This is a genomic window from Fischerella sp. JS2, assembly GCF_032393985.1.
Classification (GTDB): Bacteria; Cyanobacteriota; Cyanobacteriia; order Cyanobacteriales; family Nostocaceae; genus Fischerella.
This window is the reverse complement of the sequence record NZ_CP135918.1, coordinates 1467195-1486794: the sequence shown is the minus strand read 5'-3', so window position 1 is coordinate 1486794 and position 19600 is coordinate 1467195. Positions and strand designations below refer to the sequence as shown.

16 protein-coding genes are annotated in these 19600 nt (G+C 40.0%); 7 read left to right on the top strand and 9 right to left on the bottom strand.

The window, feature by feature from the left end; genetic code table 11:
- Nucleotides 1-63: 63 nt before the first annotated feature.
- Both RS893_RS06225 and RS893_RS06220 read right to left on the bottom strand, forming a co-directional pair.
- Entirely contained in the window at nt 64-363 is a 300-nt protein-coding gene (locus tag RS893_RS06225; RefSeq protein WP_315790357.1) for a hypothetical protein, read from the bottom strand.
- 82 nt (nt 364-445) lie between these two features.
- Nucleotides 446-1318, bottom strand: coding sequence for a hypothetical protein (locus RS893_RS06220; protein ID WP_315790356.1), 873 nt, complete (start codon nt 1316-1318; stop codon nt 446-448).
- A gap of 1366 nt (nt 1319-2684) precedes the next feature.
- Here RS893_RS06220 and RS893_RS06215 point away from each other — a divergent pair.
- Complete coding sequence (locus tag RS893_RS06215; protein WP_315790355.1) at nt 2685-2870, top strand: CopG family transcriptional regulator; 186 nt, start codon at nt 2685-2687, stop codon at nt 2868-2870.
- A 325-nt stretch (nt 2871-3195) separates the two neighbouring features.
- Here RS893_RS06215 and RS893_RS06210 read toward each other — a convergent pair whose 3' ends face one another.
- Nucleotides 3196-3354 (bottom strand): CopG family transcriptional regulator, encoded by a 159-nt coding sequence (locus RS893_RS06210; protein WP_315790354.1) that lies wholly within the window; start codon nt 3352-3354, stop codon nt 3196-3198.
- A gap of 663 nt (nt 3355-4017) precedes the next feature.
- On the bottom strand, nt 4018-4791 hold the full coding sequence (locus RS893_RS06205; protein ID WP_425475836.1) for a LuxR C-terminal-related transcriptional regulator: 774 nt from the start codon (nt 4789-4791) through the stop codon (nt 4018-4020).
- Between the two features lie 22 nt (nt 4792-4813).
- Between RS893_RS06205 and RS893_RS06200 the strand changes: the two genes are divergently transcribed.
- On the top strand, nt 4814-5509 hold the full coding sequence (locus RS893_RS06200; RefSeq protein ID WP_315790353.1) for a DJ-1/PfpI family protein: 696 nt from the start codon (nt 4814-4816) through the stop codon (nt 5507-5509).
- Between the two features lie 122 nt (nt 5510-5631).
- Here RS893_RS06200 and RS893_RS06195 read toward each other — a convergent pair whose 3' ends face one another.
- Nucleotides 5632-6903 carry a glycosyltransferase family 4 protein gene (locus RS893_RS06195; RefSeq protein ID WP_315790352.1) on the bottom strand — a complete coding sequence of 424 codons (1272 nt, stop codon included), beginning with the start codon at nt 6901-6903 and terminating at the stop codon, nt 5632-5634.
- An 830-nt stretch (nt 6904-7733) separates the two neighbouring features.
- Nucleotides 7734-8759 (bottom strand): anti-sigma factor antagonist, encoded by a 1026-nt coding sequence (locus tag RS893_RS06190; RefSeq protein ID WP_315790351.1) that lies wholly within the window; start codon nt 8757-8759, stop codon nt 7734-7736.
- 305 nt (nt 8760-9064) lie between these two features.
- Between RS893_RS06190 and RS893_RS06185 the strand changes: the two genes are divergently transcribed.
- Nucleotides 9065-9862: a 7-carboxy-7-deazaguanine synthase QueE gene (locus tag RS893_RS06185; protein ID WP_315790350.1), complete on the top strand. Its 798-nt coding sequence runs from the start codon at nt 9065-9067 to the stop codon at nt 9860-9862.
- 189 nt (nt 9863-10051) lie between these two features.
- Nucleotides 10052-11581, top strand: a complete 1530-nt coding sequence (locus RS893_RS06180; RefSeq protein WP_315790349.1) for an esterase-like activity of phytase family protein — start codon at nt 10052-10054, stop codon at nt 11579-11581.
- 115 nt (nt 11582-11696) lie between these two features.
- Here the strand turns inward: RS893_RS06180 and RS893_RS06175 are convergent, their stop codons facing one another.
- The 3 genes from RS893_RS06175 to RS893_RS06165 form a co-directional block, all read right to left on the bottom strand.
- Nucleotides 11697-12344 (bottom strand): DUF3318 domain-containing protein, encoded by a 648-nt coding sequence (locus tag RS893_RS06175; protein WP_009460181.1) that lies wholly within the window; start codon nt 12342-12344, stop codon nt 11697-11699.
- Nucleotides 12345-12420: 76 nt separating this feature from the next.
- The gene (locus RS893_RS06170) at nt 12421-12978 is read right to left on the bottom strand and encodes a hypothetical protein (RefSeq protein WP_315790348.1); all 558 of its coding nucleotides are present in this window, start codon (nt 12976-12978) and stop codon (nt 12421-12423) included.
- A 285-nt stretch (nt 12979-13263) separates the two neighbouring features.
- On the bottom strand, nt 13264-14439 hold the full coding sequence (locus RS893_RS06165) for a hypothetical protein (protein ID WP_315790347.1): 1176 nt from the start codon (nt 14437-14439) through the stop codon (nt 13264-13266).
- A gap of 157 nt (nt 14440-14596) precedes the next feature.
- Between RS893_RS06165 and fghA the strand changes: the two genes are divergently transcribed.
- The 3 genes from fghA to RS893_RS06150 all read left to right on the top strand — a co-directional run bounded on the left by fghA (nt 14597) and on the right by RS893_RS06150 (nt 19534).
- Nucleotides 14597-15439 (top strand): S-formylglutathione hydrolase, encoded by an 843-nt coding sequence (gene fghA / locus RS893_RS06160; RefSeq protein ID WP_315790346.1) that lies wholly within the window; start codon nt 14597-14599, stop codon nt 15437-15439.
- Nucleotides 15440-16437: 998 nt separating this feature from the next.
- Nucleotides 16438-18651 carry an alpha-glucan family phosphorylase gene (gene glgP, locus RS893_RS06155; RefSeq protein ID WP_315790345.1) on the top strand — a complete coding sequence of 738 codons (2214 nt, stop codon included), beginning with the start codon at nt 16438-16440 and terminating at the stop codon, nt 18649-18651.
- An 88-nt stretch (nt 18652-18739) separates the two neighbouring features.
- Complete coding sequence (locus RS893_RS06150) at nt 18740-19534, top strand: Tab2/Atab2 family RNA-binding protein (protein WP_315790344.1); 795 nt, start codon at nt 18740-18742, stop codon at nt 19532-19534.
- Nucleotides 19535-19600: the final 66 nt, after the last annotated feature.

Below are 19600 nucleotides of genomic sequence, written 5' to 3'. Positions count from 1 at the left end.
TAGCTGTTATAGTCACTATTACCTGATCTTTAAGAGCAGTTTAAAACGCGTAACTAGAACCTATTAGAAACCCTCACTGCCAGCTAAGATGAGAAATCCTTGCTCGGATTTCTCGCTAGAGATACTTTCCCACTCTTTATCGAGATTGATTTCCTCTAAGACTGCACTGTTGCTTTCATTAAGGCTGCTAATGGAATCCTGGCTCAAAGACTGTTGCTCACCTGCTGGAGCCAAATTCTGTTTATTTGACTCCTTCTCAATTACTGCTGTTGTCGTAGATGTGATGATTGCACACAGACTCAGGACAGTTAGGAAACTGAAAGACTGCTTTTGCTTGGCTTTGTTTGTGTTCTTAGATTCCATGAGATCCTCGTTAAATTTTTGCGTAAAATTGGTTTAACACATTTACGAGAAAGGTATAGATTTTCCTTGCTCTATATCCAGATCACCTAACTAGCAAACTCTCAAATTCCTCCTGGGGTTGCGGATGCAAAGCCAACAGTTTCAAAACTTGCTGTAGTTCTTCATCCGTTGGATAGCCTTCTTGAGAAGAGCTGAAGCGCAACAGCGCCGTTTCGTAACAAGCAACAGCGACGCGAGTCCGCTCCTCTGGAGTCAGTCCAGCTACCATCTCAATGGTCTCCTGCACATGCTCCACATCGCTGCCAACACCACTATGTACACGGAGACAACGGGTGGCGTGAATGCCAGGTGGCAATAACGCTTCTACTGCTTGAATGTGTTCTTCACCAGTAGTGAGCGCGAGGCGTTCCATTGTGTAGGAATAGCCAACGCAACCGATTGGATCTGGGGTTTGCACGCTGCGGGTGAAGTAATCCACTAAAACCTGTGCCGATGGTGGAACAAGAGCTTCCACCACTGCCTGGGCATCGTATCCCAGTGACTGGATATCGAGCAGGGCAAGTCGGTCATGTCCACGTTCTTCAACTGCTTTCTCGGCTGCCCACTGTGCTAAAGTCTCGCGACCAGCAGCAGCAAAACGTTGGGCGGCTTCCTGCATCAGTCGTGGCGTAGAATGGGTAAGATGATATTGACCTGCCAAACGCCAAATCCAAAGCATGAGGCTAAAGGCAGGAGGACGGCTTGATGAAACCGCACGCTTGGCAAGTATAATGGAAGTATCAAGAAGCTTTTGGGTTGTGGCTATACTGCCTTCACCCGTCATTGGCTGAGCGAATAAATCGCTACTATTTCCAGAACTAGGTTGGTATAACCAAACACGATCTGCTGTTGCTACTACCACTTTGTCAGGTGCAACACGTGCCCATTCAATATGACCAGAAATGTCATTAAACATGCTTCGTTTGCTAACTTACGGTTGCTACACAATCACAAAGTCTCTGTTGGAAAAATTCCTTACTAGAACTTATTTGAGTGATGTGGGAATACTTCAGTGTGCTACGAAGCGATTCGGTTCTCTATGATTGAACTGTGTCGCAGTTATGTTAGAGCTATGCGATCGCACCTTCCGAAACACCAAATGCATGTTGCACTCCCATATCTTCCAACATCTTGACCACAACCACTACTGCCAACAATATGTGCAGATAGCTTATGATGAGATCACTTTTCGGGTGAATTCAACTATTTATTCGGTATTATCCTCCGATCAACTTCAGTGTTATCTCCCTAGTGGGTAAAGTAGATTTACAGATTGAATCAATACAATCTTTTTCTACTCTGAGAGGATTTTATCATAGTAACAACATCATTTAAAACGCCTATCATCTACTCTCTCTTGCGAGACTAGATATCCTTAAATAAAAAATTTTCTTAATAAGAACAAGGACTAAAAGTTTGGAGATAAGGGTTCAAACTAGCCTTGATACAAAAAATACGTAAAAAAATACTTGCATGCGTACAATTTTAGTTATTGACAAAAATATCAATAAGCTTAAAATTAATTATTAACATTTGATGAAGTAGTTAAGTTTGTTTTAGAATTCATTACATTTTTTAAGATTCAGACAGCCTAAAATCAGGAAGTTAAGGAAGAATTTAAAAAATACTGTAAAGTTTGCTTAAGAAATTAATAATCCAGTACTTATGTTCCTATAATCCAAATAATTTTAGATGGGTGGTTACTTCATCCATGAAGCTTTGCTTTCATTTATCAAATATCTTTAGTAGGGTGCAAATAGAGTATGGATAGGGATTCAAATAGCAAACATAGGAGTAAAAATGTACTATATATTGCACATAAGCCGTTAATCAAAAGTACCTTATTCTCGATAGCAACCAGGGCAATATCGATTTGACTGATTGATTGAAGAAAAGCAGCTATACCCAAAATCCACTACGCGTTTCCTCCCTTGTAGTACGTAGCGTAGCTGAAGGTGAAAAAGTTTATACTAAATAATTTAGTCCTCTACGTTCGGTGATAGGATTTCCAGCCTCTAAATTTATTTATGGATAAAATAAAAGATGTGGCGGATACACGTAAATACGAGCTTCATCGTCTGCATAAGTACATTATTAAAACTACAGACTAAAACTGCTACCAGTACTTCAGAGATCTAGCGTATATTAGCGTTTATGCTTTATGGCTCTTGAAAAAAGAATAATTAAAAAGCTTAAGTTAAATATCAAAATCTAGATTTTCACTGGTAAAGATGGTTCTGGATTGGCAATATTGTTGAACTTAGATAGTAAATATAAGAACAATGAATGAAACCGCCGCACATATGTTTCCAGCTTTTGCAACTTTCAGTGAAAATTTATCAGTCCAACAACTTATTCTAGAATTGGCGCCAGATGAAGCCAAAAAGCTGGAAAAATATTGTGAGTTAACAGGAAAAGCAGCTACAGATGTAATCCGGGAACTGATCCAAGGTTTACCCATAACTTAACTTTTTTATGCAGACAGTGAGACATTATTCATTGTAAAAATTGTAGCTCAGTTATTTTATCTAGAAAAAGTAATTAAAAACTTGATATTTTGGTATTGAGGAATAAGTAATGTCAGCAGAATAGCGAAATTATGTTCTTAAATGTTAACTGGAAGACACACAGCTAATTCAGTGTAGAGTAAAAATAAAAATATCCTTAGTCAAAAAACTTGGCTAAGGAATCTCATGTGTATTCATCACTGAGGAATATGCTCAAAATAGTTTAGGAATTTTATTTAGTTTGAAAACTAATTTGCCAAAACCATCTTGAAGTTCCAAAAAAATGCTAATGCTGATCAGGCCTAGTCATTGGTAGCGCTCGAATAAGTTCCCTAATCACATCCGTCGCTGCTCTACCTGTCTGATCACAATATTTTTCCAGCTTATTGGCTTCGTTTGATGCCAAATTTACTGTGATTCGCTTAACTGCCCATTTTTTGTTCATAGTTAAAATCTGGTTGTGTAGCACAAACTTGTGTAAAAGACACAAAAACTTGTATTCATTAAATCTGGTTACGAAGCAACTTCAAGTATTTGGGCAAGGAGGTTGACTTGAGCCTGAAAATATCTCTTTGTTGCTTCTTGAATTTGTCCCTTATAGATGGCGTTCATAAGTTCATGATTCTTTCAACGTTGGTTATATACTTTTGAAAAAGTCAAATACCATCCTTAAATTGACTAATCTGTATAATGAACAGGTGATTTTGCTTACTAATGAAATGACATTTATTTCAGTACCTGCGTTATTTCCTCAAGCTAACTATAGCTATCAGTGCAGTTCTTTCCTAAATTGCTGTTTGAATGAGGAAACAATGACTACTGCATCTACGCGCTCTAAGTTTAGTACAATCTGGATGCTCTGAAATCGGTTTGTGAACATTCATTGCTTAGTAGAATCTGTTAAATCCGACAAAGTTTCTTCCCTGATGGGTTAGTCAACCTGAGCCTGGAATTTCCCCAAAAGCAGGTTTATCCAGAAAGATTCACACTTGGAAACATTTCGGCTCAATATCATTTTGAAGTTTATTGGCTAGTCAGGTCAAGACTTAGATAATGTTTTTTTGGCTTTTAAACGACAAACCATCTCTAGTACTTTTCTTTTTACTCCTTAAACTTGAGGCATTTGGCATTGTGCTACCATCTCTGCTCGTGTGGATACATTCAGCTTACGAAATATTCGCTTTAAAGTTTGCTTGACTGTATTTTGACTAATCCAAAGTTCGGTAGCAATTTCTGCATTAGTTAAACCTTTGGCAACCAAAGAAGCAATTTGTAATTCTCGATGAGTTAAACAAGCTATTTGATTTAGCTGTTGTTTTGCTCGCAAGAAAGCTAGTTTTGCAGAAATATGAGCGCAAAGCGCACTTAAACACATTAAATCTTGAGAATTAAAGGCAGATGTCCCATTGGTGCGGGCAAAGTGAACTGTACCAATTAGTTTTCCTTGCCCAACAATAGGTCCAGTCATAATGTGTTCGTGGTTGTACATCCTACCACAACCACTTTGATACAGTTGACTCTGCTTCCAAGCTGTTTCTGTAAAAATGACTTGCTCATGGGCGGGAACATGATGTTCGATAACATAATCCATGACTGGATCAATGGCCATACCAACAGCTTCGTAGTAATCGATAAAGCTGTCTGGTAGTCCTTTGATATCAACCGTGGCACATTTTTCCAGACTGTCATGCAAATAAATACCCCAGTGTTGGCAAGCAAACAATTCCCCTACTGCATCCATATAATCTAGGCGCAGTTGCAATTCATCAGGAGCGATCGCTATTTTTTGAATCAGTGCCTGAAAGCTACCAGACATAGCAAGAATGTACTCAACTGGGTAATTGGCAACCAATATATTTAACTCTAGGATAGCTGTATTCATTGCACACTTTTAAATTTGCAGTATGAATAATCAGTTTCAAAACACTATTGGTTTAGTCATTTACCCAGACATGTTTCAGCTAGATATCACTGGACCACACCAAGTTTTTTCTTTAATGCCCAACACTTCGGTTTTACTATTGTGGAAGTCACTCGAACCTGTGGTGAGCAATGGTGGGTTAACAATTTTACCCAACACTACCTTTGATGAGTGTCCTCAACTTGATGTGTTGTGTGTACCAGGAGGATCTTTTGGTACAGTGCAAATGATGGAAGACACCGAAATGTTGGCTTTTTTGCAGAAACATGACAAAACGGCCAAGTATATAACTGCTGTTTGTACAGGTTCGCTCATCCTTGCAGCAGCTAAATTGCTGCACGGATATAGAGCTGCTTCTCACTGGGCATTTCGAGAACAACTGGAACTGATGGGAGCGCAAGTCAGTACAGAAAGGGTAGTTGTGGATCGTAACCGAATTACAGGTGGAGGCGTGACAGCAGGGATTGATTTTGCTTTAACCATTGCAGGAATGCTTTGTGGTGAAGATACTGCCAAGTTGATTGAATTGATGTTGGAGTACAACCCCTCACCTCCGTTTGGAGTGGGTTCACCAGAAAAAGCAGGTGCAGAATTGGTACAAGCCGTCAAAAATTTGGGAACATCGTTAATAGCTGCATCATATAATGCTAGTAACAAAGCAACTTCTAGAATAAATTAATTTGCTGATTTAACAATGCCCTAACTTTTAACTAGTAAATCATTTATTTACCTGGATATAAATCCCTAGCATAACGTCAACACTCATCACTGATAACTGGTAACTGATCACTGTTAACTGATTTACACTTCTTGCTTAGACACAACAGTTGACCCAATGGCTGGACTATCGGAAATCATTGTATAAAACAAAGACTCATAGTTATTTAAAGCTTGGTCAAAGGAATATTGCTCAACAGCAAATTGGCGACTGTTATAGCCAAGAGCCTTAACTTTTTCAGGGTGCTGGTACAAATCTAAAATTGCTTTGGCTAAGGCATCAGAATCTTCTGGAGGGACGACAACACCACCACCGCTTTGTTTAATTGCTCTTGCAGCAGTGCCATTATCAGGTACAGATGCAATTAATGCTCTACCACTGGCAAGTAAAACTTGAATTTTGGATGGCATGTTAAAGGATATTACATTTTTCTTTTGTACTACCAAACCAACATCAGCGGCTGCTAACATCTCTGGTAATTTTTCACGGGGTTGAAAAGGTAGCAACAAAACGTTATCTGCACCGCAATTTTGGCATTCTTGTTGCAATCTTTGTAGACCTTGTGCTTCTCCTACGATCACAAAGCTAATATCTGGAATATGTCGCAATTTTGAGGCAGCTTTTACTACTGTTTCCAAGCCTTGAGTGAGGGCAATGTTACCAGAATATAGAACTACAAATTTATCATTAAGTTTATGGGCTGTGCGGAAAAAATTATTTTCTTTTGGTAAAGGACGAATAAAATTAACGTCAACCCAGTTAGGTATCTGCACAATTTTATTAGCTTTTACATCTTTGTTGAGCAAGTTTTCTACAAATCCATCAGCAATAACGCTAATTTTAGTAGCAGTGCGGTAAGCAAATTTTTCTAATGCTGTAAAGGCTTTAACAAGTAATTGATTTTTGATTAAACCAACATGAATAGCTGCTTCTGGCAATATATCTTGAAGGTTTAATACTACAGGACAATTTTGTAACCATCCTAAGACGGTAGTTGGTACACATACGGGTAAAGATGGTGAAGTGGCAAGAATTACATCTGGACGCCAACCCATTACAGCTGGTACAAAACTTGTGACAACAAAGCTTGCATCTAGTAACACTCGGTCGAATAGGTTCGGTTGAGGACGAATCCAGACATAACTGCGTTGAATTTGAACACCATTTTTATACTCAGTTAAATACAACTTTTTTTTATACGCATCGTAAATCCGGCGTTCTGGGTAGTTTGGCATAGCAGTTACTACACGCACTTGATGTCCTCGTTTAACAAGTCCCTCTGCTAATTCAGTCATTAGGGGGGCTATGCCTATGGGTTCTGGATAGTAGTTGTAGGAGTAAATTAAAATCCGCATGTCAAATTATCAAAAAAACCCTGGTTTTCGTTTAATTCAGTGAATTTCTCCTGAAAATCATTTCAGGCAGAGATTGCGCTTCTATCTGAATTTTCTCCTTGGATTGTTTTGATGTCAGTGGTTTGCAGATAAATTTTGAGTAAAATTTAACACTGTAAATTCAATTGTACTAATAGCTTTTTTTACTTTATATAAGTAAAAAATAAAGCATTTTTTAAGTATTATTGCTGAAATAAAACTCTAATAGTATATTTAAAAGTTAAAGAAATTAAACTCATCCTCCGATTAAAGCTTGAGGAATTTTACGGTAATTGACTCCTTCCAGATTCCCCATAAGTCCTTTGAAACTGATAACTTACACTAGTCGCAGTCATCGAAAGACGAAGTCTCCAAAACCTAGTTACGAGAATGAGAGCCTCTAATATTAAATTCGGATAATTAGTTATATTTCCCATAGTCATTGCACCCCACCCCTTAATCCCCTAAGCGCAAGCGAGGTGGCGAAGCCAAGGTGGGGTTCCTTTGGCTGTACCACATTCAAGCGGGAAACACTATATGATTTTATGATTAGGTCAAAAATAGGTCAGTTCAAGTTTTAAGGGCTAAAGCCCTTACTAAGAGCTTTTATTTAATGTGAGTCTTTCTACTTATAAATTTTAAAAATATAAAAAAGTGCGTTACGTGCAGATAATAATAATAAAGTGCAAGGAGTGAATCGTTTACATTTTTACTTTTATAGAGGTGGGGCAATCAAAACCTTAATTTGTCACTTGATATTTTTGAGTAACAATGCCCCTAAGCCTCTAGAAGGATAGCTTTGTACAATAAAGCTAGACAGCGCCACTGTTTTTGTGAAACAAAATAGCTACTGTTTTCAAAATTAGCTTTAAATCGTATAGTAAGCTCCAGTTTTTTTGGTATTGCAAATCCAGACGAATTACATCCTCGAATTTACGTACAGTTGATCGTCCATTGACTTGCCATTCTCCAGTCATACCCGGTTTTACATCTAAACGTTGCCATTCTGGTACTTCATAACGTTCGACTTCGTCGGGTGTGGGTGGTCTTGTACCAACTAGACTCATTTCTCCTTTTAGAACATTCCAAAACTGTGGTAGTTCGTCTAAACTTGTACGCCGCAAAAAGCGTCCGATTTTTGTAATTCTGGGGTCGTTATCAATTTTGAAAAAAGCCCCTTGTACTTGGTTATGTTTTGCCAATTCGGCTTTTCTGGCTTCAGCATCAACATACATGGAACGGAATTTCCAAATCCGAAAGCGTTTACCCATCCAACCACAGCGAACTTGACTGAAGAAAATTGGACCAGGATCGTCTATTGTGATCGCAATAGTAATAGGAATAAACAAAATTGCTACAATAACTAAACCTACTAATGCCCCAACAATATCTATTAACCGTTTCATCCAAGAACGAACAGAAGGATGTGTGGTCGGTAGCTGTTCTTCGAGTTGGTTCTTAGAAGGTACTGGTAGCGAGTCACTTGACTCAATGAAAAAAACCTTTTCTAGCCCTGTAAGATTAAGTACAGCCATAACTTGGGGTGTCACATTCCGCAGTATAAATTCTATCCCTCGATCTTGAGCAATTTTAAAATTACTTACCAAAGCGCCTAAACCGCTACTATCCATAAAAGTAGTTTGCTGAAAGTCAATGATGATTTTCTGGGGAATTGGGTTCGCTTGGGTGATATTTTGGCAAGTTTGCTTAAAGGCTACCGCCTCTAGCACGCTTAATCGCTCTGATACTTGTACTATCGCCGTGTCATGTAAGAACATCACTGGAAAATCTACCTCTTGGGGTTGGCTAATCATGAAACCCTGCACTTTCATTGCCATGTCAGTCAATGTAATATGCCAAACATTACTTAGTTTTAGTGAATCACTTAAGCTGAGATGCGATTAGTTCAAATCATAACTAATCGCCAGTAGTCCGCTACCCAGATTATGAACGGATCGAATTGAGAAAAGATCAAAGGATAGTAACCCCTTTACTTTTGCTCCATGCGTGAAAGTTTCTTTTCCGGACAGCTAGTTACTGGAGTTGAAATTGGAGACTGCCAGTAAGGTTCACAATAGAACAAGAAGTTCAGAAACATCCTTGCTTTTGTGCGGAAAGGGCACATACGCCTTTTTATCATCAAATGACTACTAAAATTGGTATTACACCCGTAGCACGCCTGGTAGAGGTCTTTTCCGCTATTCAAGGGGAAGGACTGAATGTCGGGACACGTCAGATTTTTATTCGCTTTGCTTTTTGTGATTTGCGCTGTCATTTCTGTGATAGCGCTCATACTTGGAATGCACCCACTTCCTGTAGGATAGAGCGATCGCCGGGACGACGCGATTTTGAAATTCACTCAAATCCTGTCTCTTTACCTATATTACTCGAATGGATCGAGCGGCAAAATATACCTTCTTTACACGATAGCATTAGCTTGACTGGTGGCGAACCTCTGCTTCATGCTGGATTTCTAGTGGAATTTTTACCGCAAATACGTAATATTACTGGTTTACCTATATATTTAGAGACAGGTGGTCATCGTCCAGACCAGTTGGCAATGATTTTGCCCTATTTAGACTCTGTGGGTATGGATTTGAAACTACCTAGCACTAGTGGCGAAAATCGTTGGCAAGAACACGCTAAATTTCTCCAACTCTGTTATGAATCACAAGTAGAAGTTTTTGTCAAAATCATTATTTCTGAACAAACAGATCCTGCTGAGTTGGAACGTTCTGCTTCATTAGTCGCACAGGTAAGTCCATCGATTCCAGTGTTTTTACAACCTGTCACACCTTTACCCGCTTCTAAACAATTGACCGAAAATCCAGTGCTTGCCCCTTCTCCAGAACAGGTATTGATGTGGCAAGCTTTGATTAAGCGTTTTGTTAAACAAGTGCGGGTTATACCTCAGACGCATAAGATGCTGAATCAGCTTTAGAATTTAGTAGATAGTGGTTCGTTACTAACCACTATCTACTAACTATCAGCGTTATTTTATAAAGACAAAAGCAAGAATAAGTAAAGATTGTAAAATTTTGATGTAAAAAAGTGTACTTAGTTTGTCAGTTAACCTAGTCTTAATACGGAAGTCTAATGCTGAAAAACAGTAATATTTTGAATATTAGCAATGATTCGATTCAGACATTGGCTTTCTATAGTTACCTATTCACTTGCGGTGAGTGTTACAGGATATGCAACATCTGCTTACGGTATCTCACTTAGCGATACCTTAACTATTCCGGGTAGAAGTACTGATTTATACCCCTTTTCTGGTAACAGTGCAAATAAAAACCGCTTGGGATTTTTCTCAGATTTGTACTATGATCGCGTCAATAATGTTTATTACGCTTTGAGCGATCGCGGCCCTGGCGGCGGTGTCATCCCCTACGAGACACGCGTACAAAAATTTACCCTTGATGTTAACCCAATTACAGGGAAAATCAGAAAATTTAAAATCCTACAGACAATTGTCTTCAAAAAAGATGGTCAAACCTTCAATGGTTTAAACCCAGAATTACTCAACGGCGATAAAGCTGTTCTTGGGCAGAGTTTTGATCCAGAGGGTTTTGCTGTTGCTCCCAATGGCAATTTTTACGTTTCCGATGAATACGGGCCTTCTGTATATGAATTTACTCCCAATGGTTCCTTTGTACGAGCATTTGTGATTCCAGATAATATAATTCCCAAAGCTGGAAGCACTCTTAACTACGTTGATGGTCGTCCAACCATTACGAGTGGACGCCAAGATAACCGAGGTTTTGAAGGATTAACTATCAGCCCAGATGGCAAGAAGTTATTTGCCATGCTGCAAGACCCACTGGTGAATGAAGGCGTAGATAATAACGGCAAGAACGACGGACGCTACAGTCGCAATTTACGTTTGGTAGAATTTGATATAGCTAGTGGCGAAAGTACAGCTCAGTACATCTATCAACTAGAAAGCTTAACAGATATCAATGATCGCATTCCTGGTACTGACGATGATTTTGGACAAAGTGCCCAAGGTCGGAATATCGGGATCAGTACCATTACCGCTCTTAATGATCAAGAATTCTTGGTATTGGAAAGAGACAATCGTGGCTTTGGGGTAGACGTGCTGAATGATTTGGCTGATGATCCTACTGACATCCCCAATCCTGTTGCTAGCAAGCGCATTTACAAAATTAGCCTGGTCGGTGCAACTGATGTTAGTGGCATTAGTCTAACAGGTACTAACACACTGCCAGAGAGTGTCAACCCAGTTAGTAAAACTCTCTTTTTCGACATCGCACAAGTTTTGAGTCCTGAGAATCCTGGTGATTGGAAAAAAATACCAGAAAAGATAGAGGGACTAACAATTGGCCCCAAACTCAGGAACGGTTCCTATGCACTGCTAGTTGGTACTGATAATGACTATAGCGTTACACAGAATGACGACGACGTACAATTTGATGTTTGCAGCAATCAAGACGGTACTAGCGTGAGTAAAGTACCCATTGACAGTTATTGTCCGAGAGGTCAAAGGCTAGTTCCCGGCTTCCTCTACTCATTTAGGGTGAATGCTACTGAACTAGGTAATTTCAAGAAAGCTGAGACCACACCAACATCAATACCAACTGCTGGGTTAGTGGCGTTGGGGTTAGCTGGTTTCTGGCTGAAGCGGCGACACGTGGAATAAGGTTTGCACAACTACAACTGATTAACTCGTTAAGGTGAATAGGCAGATGGGGAGACAGGGGAAGATAGAATATTCTCATACCTTCTGCCTTCTGCCTTCTGCCTTCTGCCTTCTGCTAATATATCCCTTCATCCACAGTAGTCTTGGACTTTGCTTTGACTTTATTAGCACTGCGTTTGAGGGCAGAGAGTCGTGCTTCGTACTTAGACCGTTGACGCTTGCTAGGAGTCATATCAATTAGGGTTTTTAAAGCGCTACCTAAACTTTTATAAGCGTTGGGAAGACTATAACCAAAACGAGTTGCTAAAGCGATCGCTTTTTCATCAGCTTCAATAAATTCTTTAAGTTGCTTTTCCCCATTGTTTTTTTGATAAAGCCGCCAACCAGAAACTCCACACAGCGCCAAAGCTAATATCAGCAATAAAGCATCCTGTACCCACAACTCGCCAACAGCGCCACCTAAACCAATTGCTAAGGCTGCCATTTCCCAACCATCTTTGGGAATGGTGTCATTTTGGATGCGGGCCACTTCGTGCCAGAATAGTAAATTGCGCTGATCCATTGCCAGCGTATCCCATTTCACCAAGTCAATTTGAATTTCTACTTGGTCTTTGCCAATTTCTTCGCAACGGATCAGGGGTGGATTTACCTCTGTTGTACCTTCAACAGTTACCCAACTTTGTAATTCTGGTGGTAGCAAACCCTTCAGACGCCGGAGTTCACTCATTTCTGCTTTAGCAGAGGAGGTTGCATAAGAAGTCATAATATCCAACCCTAGAAAACTTTCAGTATATTGAGCGTATCACTTTGGAGTATAGCTATTTCATTACTAATTCGACTCATTCGTTCGGAAAACTTCCCCGCTTTTTACGGGCTTCCATTGCTTTCTCTAACAGGTCTAGCAATCCTGGGGCTTCTTCTTGAATACTTAATAAAATTCTTTCTCCTAGTTCTACGTTACCTGGATCTTGACCTGTTTCCATCACTGCTTGCAGTCGGGGTATGGCAACATTATCAACAAGCTGAATTAAACCACTCAAACAACGGTTAAACTGTTTTTCTGTAAGAATCGAATCTTCTAAGGGAAACTCTATGATGGCACGAATTTCACCATCGGATGGGTCATACTCCCATTGCAGCATTTTAGTTTCCCAAGAGATCGCTAGCATTGTTTGGAGAATGGCTACTTTGTGGGGATGCTCTTGCACTCCTGCCAGAACCTGTGGTGCAAATAATCGAAAAAACCTTCCATCCTCATCTAATTGAACAACAATTAAAAAGTCTTCAACATTATCACTTTCTACACCTGTGATAATACGCTCTTCTTCTTCATCTACACGATAATCCCAACCAAGGTTATCTAAATAATTGGCAATCTGTACCAGATCAGCAGCCATAAAAGCCTCATTGTGAACGGTAAAACCGCTGTTGTCAGGCCTAGTTTAACCTGCTAGCACATGGGTATAGCGTGGAAACGCTACGTTTTATATTATGTTTAACTGTTAATTAAATTACAGTTAATCTCTGTAAATATAATATATCATTTGGAATTTACATCTTACCAGAGAGTAATTCAAATTCTGGCTACACCAAAAAAACCTTGATTTTTCGTAGACTAGGATGTTAAAGACGCCAATAAAAGAAAGAGACAATTTACAAATTACTTAGAAATCCTATAGCTTTTAAGCAAGATTATGAATTTTTTGAACTATCCCACTTTCTACTTGATTAATTGCTGACATGATCCCATTTTCTGGATTATTTAGCAAAGATAATTTTACTTGCTGTAAATAATCATAAATGGCATCTCGCAAGATTGGTTTTTCCACAGCTACCGTATGGTTATAATCCCATAAATCCCAGATAATAATCCCAACACCTACAATTGGATCTAGTAATTCTGCGCCTAATTTTGCAGCTACTGCACTACCAGTCTTGGCAGCCATTTTTGCACCAGCTTTGCCAGCAAAGGATGTCACTACTTTACTGCCTACTTTTGTCACGGTGGGGATCATTGCTTTCGTAAGTAAATAAGCACTACCTCCAGTTAAAATCTTTAAAGATAAATTAGATATATTGCCCTCTGTATCATTAATAGTAATGGCAATATCGCCTAGATAACGCTCCCAATCTGCTTGAGGAATCTTGTAACTACTTTGGATATCAGCAATATTTTGGCTCAACTGAGCGACATACAAATCTATAGTATCCTTGGTGATATTTTCTAATTCCAGTTGAGCAACTTTAGGTCTAAGAACGCGTTTAGCAAATTCTGTTTGAAAGTTCTCAGTCAGTTTTTCTGCAACTGCTTGTGCAGGAGAGGGATTATTGGCATTTGTCCAGTGGGATACGGCTGAAGTTAACCACACAAATGGAGTACTAAATTCCAGCTTTTTTTGATTGAAGTAATTAAAATACCAATCCAAAAAACTATCATCAACGCGAGTCATTAACTCCTTAACCCATGCATCTAATTTTGCAGCAGCAAAACTCTGAGATTGAGAATGAGCGTTTGTAATGGCAGTTGCGATCGCACCTTCCATTCCTGTAGGCGGAGATTTTTTCTCAACAAGAACGATATTGTCTTTTGGAGGTTGAAAAATTACATGTTCTTGTGCTGATGAACCTGCAATTAAAAATTTACCTAGCAATGGAATCAACACAATCATGATCACAGCTACCCAAACATAAGGAGTCACAGATTTAATAAATTCACTCCAAGCGCGAATGCGATCAGTTTTATGGATGTAGGCAACTTTTTCCTTTGTTTCCTGGGGCTTTTGTTCGGTATTTTTTTCTGCTATTGATGAGTCTGGAACAGATTTGGAATCGAAAATATGCTGTTGTTCTTGGTTCATAGTATGTTTTTAACTGAATCTAAACAGCGCAGCGTGGCAAAGATAAATATGCACTTGAAAAAGCATAAAAGCGAAATAGGTTTTCTTTCCTTCTGCCTCCTGCTGCCTTCTTATAGCTTCCTCCACCCGTAAGTTTAGCTAATTTAACTAATAAACTATGTCTGTTCAGCTTATTTCAGAATCAAAATGTTTTAATGGCAAACTCGGCTTTTATCGCCATCACTCCTTTAGCTGCAATGGTGAAATGCGTTTTGCTGTTTACCAACCACCACAGGCAAGTTATGAACCAGTACCTGTTCTCTATTTTCTCTCTGGTTTGACTTGCACAGAAGAAAACTTTATGGCGAAGGCAGGGGCGCAGCGCTTTGCAGCAAAGTACGGCTTAATGTTAGTAGTACCAGATACTAGTCCCCGCAACACTGGAATTCCAGGTGAGGATGACGACTGGGATTTTGGCACGGGTGCAGGCTTCTACGTTGATGCTACAGTTGAACCTTGGGCTTCCCATTACTGCATGTATAGTTATATCGTTGATGAATTACCTGTTGTCATTGCCGAAAACTTTCTTGTTCTCACAGAAAGAAAAAGCATTTTTGGTCATTCTATGGGCGGACATGGGGCGTTGATTTGTGCCATGCGAAATCCTCAACAATATAGATCTGTGTCCGCTTTTGCACCGATCGCTGCACCGATGCTTTGTCCTTGGGGACAAAAAGCTTTCAGTGGCTATTTAGGTGAGGATCAAAAAACTTGGTGTGAGTATGATGCTAGTGAGTTAGTTAAGCAAGTTGGATACCACAGTCAGATTCTCATCGATCAAGGCACTGCTGATAAATTTTTAGCTGAACAATTACTTATAGATGCATTTGAACAAGCTTGTGTAGAAGTAGATCAACCTTTGAATTTGCGTTATCAAGAAGGCTACGACCACAGTTATTACTTTATTGCCTCTTTTATTGAAGATCACATTCGTCATCATGCGATCGCGCTATTACAATAAATCAGCAGGCAAAAGGCTTATCAGTTAAGCTTTTTGTCGATAATTTATGTTAGTGTTACCAGCTTTTGAAATCTAAAAGTTCAGACATTGATGAGTCCATCAGAAAAACTTTTGATGTGAATACTTTAAATTATTGCTTAGTCAACTGTAATTTTATCTATTTAGTAATGTGCTTGTAAACTATATTTAATATTGGTGAGTGTAAAATTACATTCACTAATTTTTATGTCATTAGTTGACCTAAATGTAAATTTGAGTAGCTGTTTTATGGTAGAAGCTATGGTAATTTAACAAAAAGTAATCTTTGTCTATAATTTGTTAACTAAAATTTTATCTTAATTTATAAATATAAAGATAAAAAATCACTGAATCTAAATTTTTTTATAGTTACCATAGGACTAAATTTTCAGAAATCACTCTGCCTGAAATTTGAATTAATAAATCAAAATAAATTTATTTTTATTTAATACAGCAGATTTCATCTGAGGTGAGTTACAGAAGCCCACCCGCACTACATGCATCCTAAGCGTTAGGGAGGAGTGTACTACATCTATATGCAAAACGCTGTAATTACACCTAAATTTTTTAGGTTTTAATTTTATGAGAGTTTTTATGCCTAAATGTTTGGAAAACTTGACTTTAGACTTCTCGAAAATAGAGGATGTTTAAATAAAAATTAAAATTATCAAAAATAATTTAAAACAATGTCAATAAAATTGAAGTATCACACCGTCCAAATCGACAAAAAAAGCAGGATGATTTAATTTAAGTTAAAAAGTAAAAACCAAAGACTTGTATAAGGGTTTTTGTCGATAAACCACTGTATCGCAAGAGAGCAACCAGCAAAAAAGGTGACGGAAAAAAGGTTCCACAGTTATCAGTTAACAGTGATCAATGCTCAGGATTTCCTGTTAAATGATTCCGGATGACTCATTGAAATAGTCGCCTTAGTTTTCGTAATTGACTAGTAAACTGACAAAACTAAACAAACAACAATTATGATTAAAAGCATTGCAATGACCGCAGCGCTTCGCTTGAGTGAAAAATTGCCTTTGCCGCTACGACGCTTAGCAGATTTGGCTTATAACTATTGGTGGTCGTGGACTAGCGATCGCATCGCTTTATTTCAAACCATCGATCCCCAAGAATGGGAACGTTGCGGACACAACCCGGTCGCAATATTAGAATCAGCAACCTACGAACGCCTCACCCAGCTTGCAGAAGACCCGTTTTACCTCAAACAAATTTCCGCACTTGCAAAAGAATTCGACGAATACATGACCCAAAGAGATACTTGGGTAAGCCGAGTCGCGCCACAAGTTTCCATCGAACATCCCATTGCTTACTTTTGCGCTGAATTTGGCATTCATGAATCTTTACCGATTTACTCTGGCGGTTTGGGTATTCTTGCAGGCGATCATCTCAAATCTTCATCAGACTTAGGCGTACCAATGGTCGCTGTTGGCTTGCTGTATCGTCAAGGTTACTTCCGTCAACGCTTGAACCGTAGTGGTTGGCAGGAAGATTATTACGTGGACAATCCCTTCCACCGTATGCCCATAGAATTAATTAAAAACGAACAAGGGCAACCACTCACCATTGAATTAGAAATTCGCCAGCGCCGGGTAAAAGTACAAATTTGGCAAGTGCAAGTCGGGCGAGTCACCCTTTATCTTTTAGATAGCGATCGCGACGACAACGATCCCATCGACCGTTGGTTAACTGGACACCTCTATGGTGGTAATCAAGAAACTCGGATTGCCCAAGAAGTAGTTTTAGGAATTGGTGGCGTCCGTGCCTTAACTGCTTTAGGAATCCAACCATCCGTTTACCATCTCAACGAAGGTCACGCCGCCTTCTGCACCCTAGAAATTTCTCGCCAAGAAATTCAACGCATCAACAAATCCTTCTACGATATTGAAGCAGACATACGCAAACGGTGTGTTTTCACCACCCATACACCCGTTCCCGCCGGACATGATGTTTTCTCCCCAGATTTAATAGACTCCTTCTTTGCCCACTACTGGCCCCAACTACGTCTTTCCCGCGAACAATTCTTAGCATTGGGCGCACGCCGACTAGGTGATCCCTGGGAACCCTTTGGTATGACAGTTTTAGCATTGCGGATGTGTCGCACCTCCAACGGCGTCAGTGAGTTACACGGACGAATTTCTCGCCAGATGTGGACAGTTATGTATCCCAATCGCTCTGAAGATAACGTCCCCATCGGTTACATTACCAACGGAGTCCATGCACCAACTTGGACTGCTCCCTTAATAGCAGAATTGTACAGTCAGTACTTAGGAACTGATTGGAAAACTCGTGCAGTTGACCCCAAAATGTGGGAGAAAGTAGACGACATCCCCAACGAAGAACTGTGGTGGCGACACCAAATCCTCAAAGAAAGACTTGTTGCTCACACCCGTCATAAAGTCAAGAAAGCTAGAGAAGGACGAGGCGAAGACTATGAAAGAATCCAAGCCACCGACATCCTCCTAGATCCCCAAGCACTCACCATCGGCTTTGCTAGACGTTTTTCCCCATATAAACGCGGTCATTTACTCCTACGTGACACCGAACGTGCCTTAAGAATTTTTGGTAACATAGACCGCCCCGTACAAATTATCTTTGCTGGCAAAGCACACCCCGCCGATGAAGAAGGTAAGCGAATTATTCAACGCTTAATGGAGTGGTGCAAACATCCAGCCCTTAGCAACCGCGTCGCCTTCATTGAAGACTATGACATCTACACCGCCCAAAAACTCGTCCAAGGCGTCGATGTCTGGTTAAATAACCCCCGTCGTCCTCTAGAAGCATCTGGTACAAGCGGGCAAAAAGTCTGCTTCAACGGTGGTATAAATTGTAGCGTCCTTGATGGCTGGTGGTGCGAAGGCTATCAAGCCGACGCTAACGGTAAAGGCATCAACGGTTGGGCGATCGGTGAAGATGCTCACACCAGCGATCAAGAACTACAAGACCGCATTGATTCCGAATCACTGTATCAATTGTTAGAAGAGGAAATCACTCCCCTCTACTACAACCAAGATGCTAACGGCATTCCCCATGGTTGGATACAAATGATGAAAGCTTCCATTAAAACCAACGCACCACTATTTAACACTGATCGCATGATTGCTGACTACGTTTCCCAAGTGTACGTCCCAGAAATTGCTGTCACAGTACCGCCAATTCTAGCCAAAGTATTGGTATAAGAATTAATGAACCACCAAGACTCTAAGGCACTAAGAAATCTTGGTGTCTTCGTGTCTTGGTAGTTCACTTCTTTAATATTGGTAAATTATGGTGATTTGGCAAGCTGATTTTTATCATCATCGACAACAACAGGCAGCAAAAGAAGTTTTATGGGAGTTGTTGATTTGCGATCGCGATCGTAGTTTTCAATATGAAGCAAGCTGTCCCCAGTCGGAGGTAAATTCTCATTGGGTGGCTGTTCAGTTGCAACTGGCTGCTGGTGGAAATTTACCAGATGTCATTCAGGTGTTTCGCCCTCAATGTTTGGGTTTAATTGAGCAAGCAGGACGTAGTTTGGGTATCAATGTTGAGCCTACACGGCGCACTTTTGCTCTTAAGCAGTGGTTGCAGGAAAAGCAATATCCGACAGTGGTAGATAAACCCCCTCCTGCGCCACTACCAGAGAATTTCTGGGGGGAGGAGTGGCGGTTTGCAACTTTGTCCGCTGGTAAGGTGGTGGAGGCGTTTGCAGAACAGCCTATTCCGATTTTGGTGATACCGGAGTTTCTTCAACCTATCAATTTGGGTTTGGCATCAACGGTGTCGGTTCCCGGTGTGATAATTTATGGGGGACGACAATCAATGCGTCTGGCACGGTGGTTACAACAAGCACGTCCTGTGGCGTTAAATTATGTTGTGGGTGCGCCGGATGGGTTAGTTTTGGAAGCCGATTTGGTAGATAGATGGATTTTGGTGACGTTTACAGATTCAGAAGTAGCAGCCGCAGGTAGAGTTTACGAACAGCGCAAGCAAGAAAGTCGTGGATTACACTTTTTATTAGTACAGCCTGATGATTCAGGGATGACTTTCAGTGGCTTTTGGTTATTGCGTGCTGAAGATTAAAGAAGTTTACTTCCCTTTTCTCCAACAATGCCATGAAGTTTATTATGTAATTTCCCGGTTGTACTA

What these genes read in the sequence shown, in the direction of transcription:
- RS893_RS06185 (WP_315790350.1), top strand. Translation starts at nt 9,065, where the DNA reads ATGACTACTAAAATTGGTATTACACCCGTAGCACGCCTGGTAGAGGTC.
- RS893_RS06165 (WP_315790347.1), bottom strand. Translation starts at nt 14,439, where the DNA reads ATGAACCAAGAACAACAGCATATTTTCGATTCCAAATCTGTTCCAGAC.
- fghA (WP_315790346.1), top strand. Translation starts at nt 14,597, where the DNA reads ATGTCTGTTCAGCTTATTTCAGAATCAAAATGTTTTAATGGCAAACTC.
- RS893_RS06205 (WP_425475836.1), bottom strand. Translation starts at nt 4,791, where the DNA reads ATGAATACAGCTATCCTAGAGTTAAATATATTGGTTGCCAATTACCCA.
- RS893_RS06190 (WP_315790351.1), bottom strand. Translation starts at nt 8,759, where the DNA reads ATGGCAATGAAAGTGCAGGGTTTCATGATTAGCCAACCCCAAGAGGTA.
- glgP (WP_315790345.1), top strand. Translation starts at nt 16,438, where the DNA reads ATGATTAAAAGCATTGCAATGACCGCAGCGCTTCGCTTGAGTGAAAAA.
- RS893_RS06210 (WP_315790354.1), bottom strand. Translation starts at nt 3,354, where the DNA reads ATGAACAAAAAATGGGCAGTTAAGCGAATCACAGTAAATTTGGCATCA.
- RS893_RS06180 (WP_315790349.1), top strand. Translation starts at nt 10,052, where the DNA reads ATGATTCGATTCAGACATTGGCTTTCTATAGTTACCTATTCACTTGCG.
- RS893_RS06170 (WP_315790348.1), bottom strand. Translation starts at nt 12,978, where the DNA reads ATGGCTGCTGATCTGGTACAGATTGCCAATTATTTAGATAACCTTGGT.
- RS893_RS06150 (WP_315790344.1), top strand. Translation starts at nt 18,740, where the DNA reads ATGGTGATTTGGCAAGCTGATTTTTATCATCATCGACAACAACAGGCA.
- RS893_RS06195 (WP_315790352.1), bottom strand. Translation starts at nt 6,903, where the DNA reads ATGCGGATTTTAATTTACTCCTACAACTACTATCCAGAACCCATAGGC.
- RS893_RS06200 (WP_315790353.1), top strand. Translation starts at nt 4,814, where the DNA reads ATGAATAATCAGTTTCAAAACACTATTGGTTTAGTCATTTACCCAGAC.
- RS893_RS06175 (WP_009460181.1), bottom strand. Translation starts at nt 12,344, where the DNA reads ATGACTTCTTATGCAACCTCCTCTGCTAAAGCAGAAATGAGTGAACTC.
- RS893_RS06225 (WP_315790357.1), bottom strand. Translation starts at nt 363, where the DNA reads ATGGAATCTAAGAACACAAACAAAGCCAAGCAAAAGCAGTCTTTCAGT.
- RS893_RS06215 (WP_315790355.1), top strand. Translation starts at nt 2,685, where the DNA reads ATGAATGAAACCGCCGCACATATGTTTCCAGCTTTTGCAACTTTCAGT.
- RS893_RS06220 (WP_315790356.1), bottom strand. Translation starts at nt 1,318, where the DNA reads ATGTTTAATGACATTTCTGGTCATATTGAATGGGCACGTGTTGCACCT.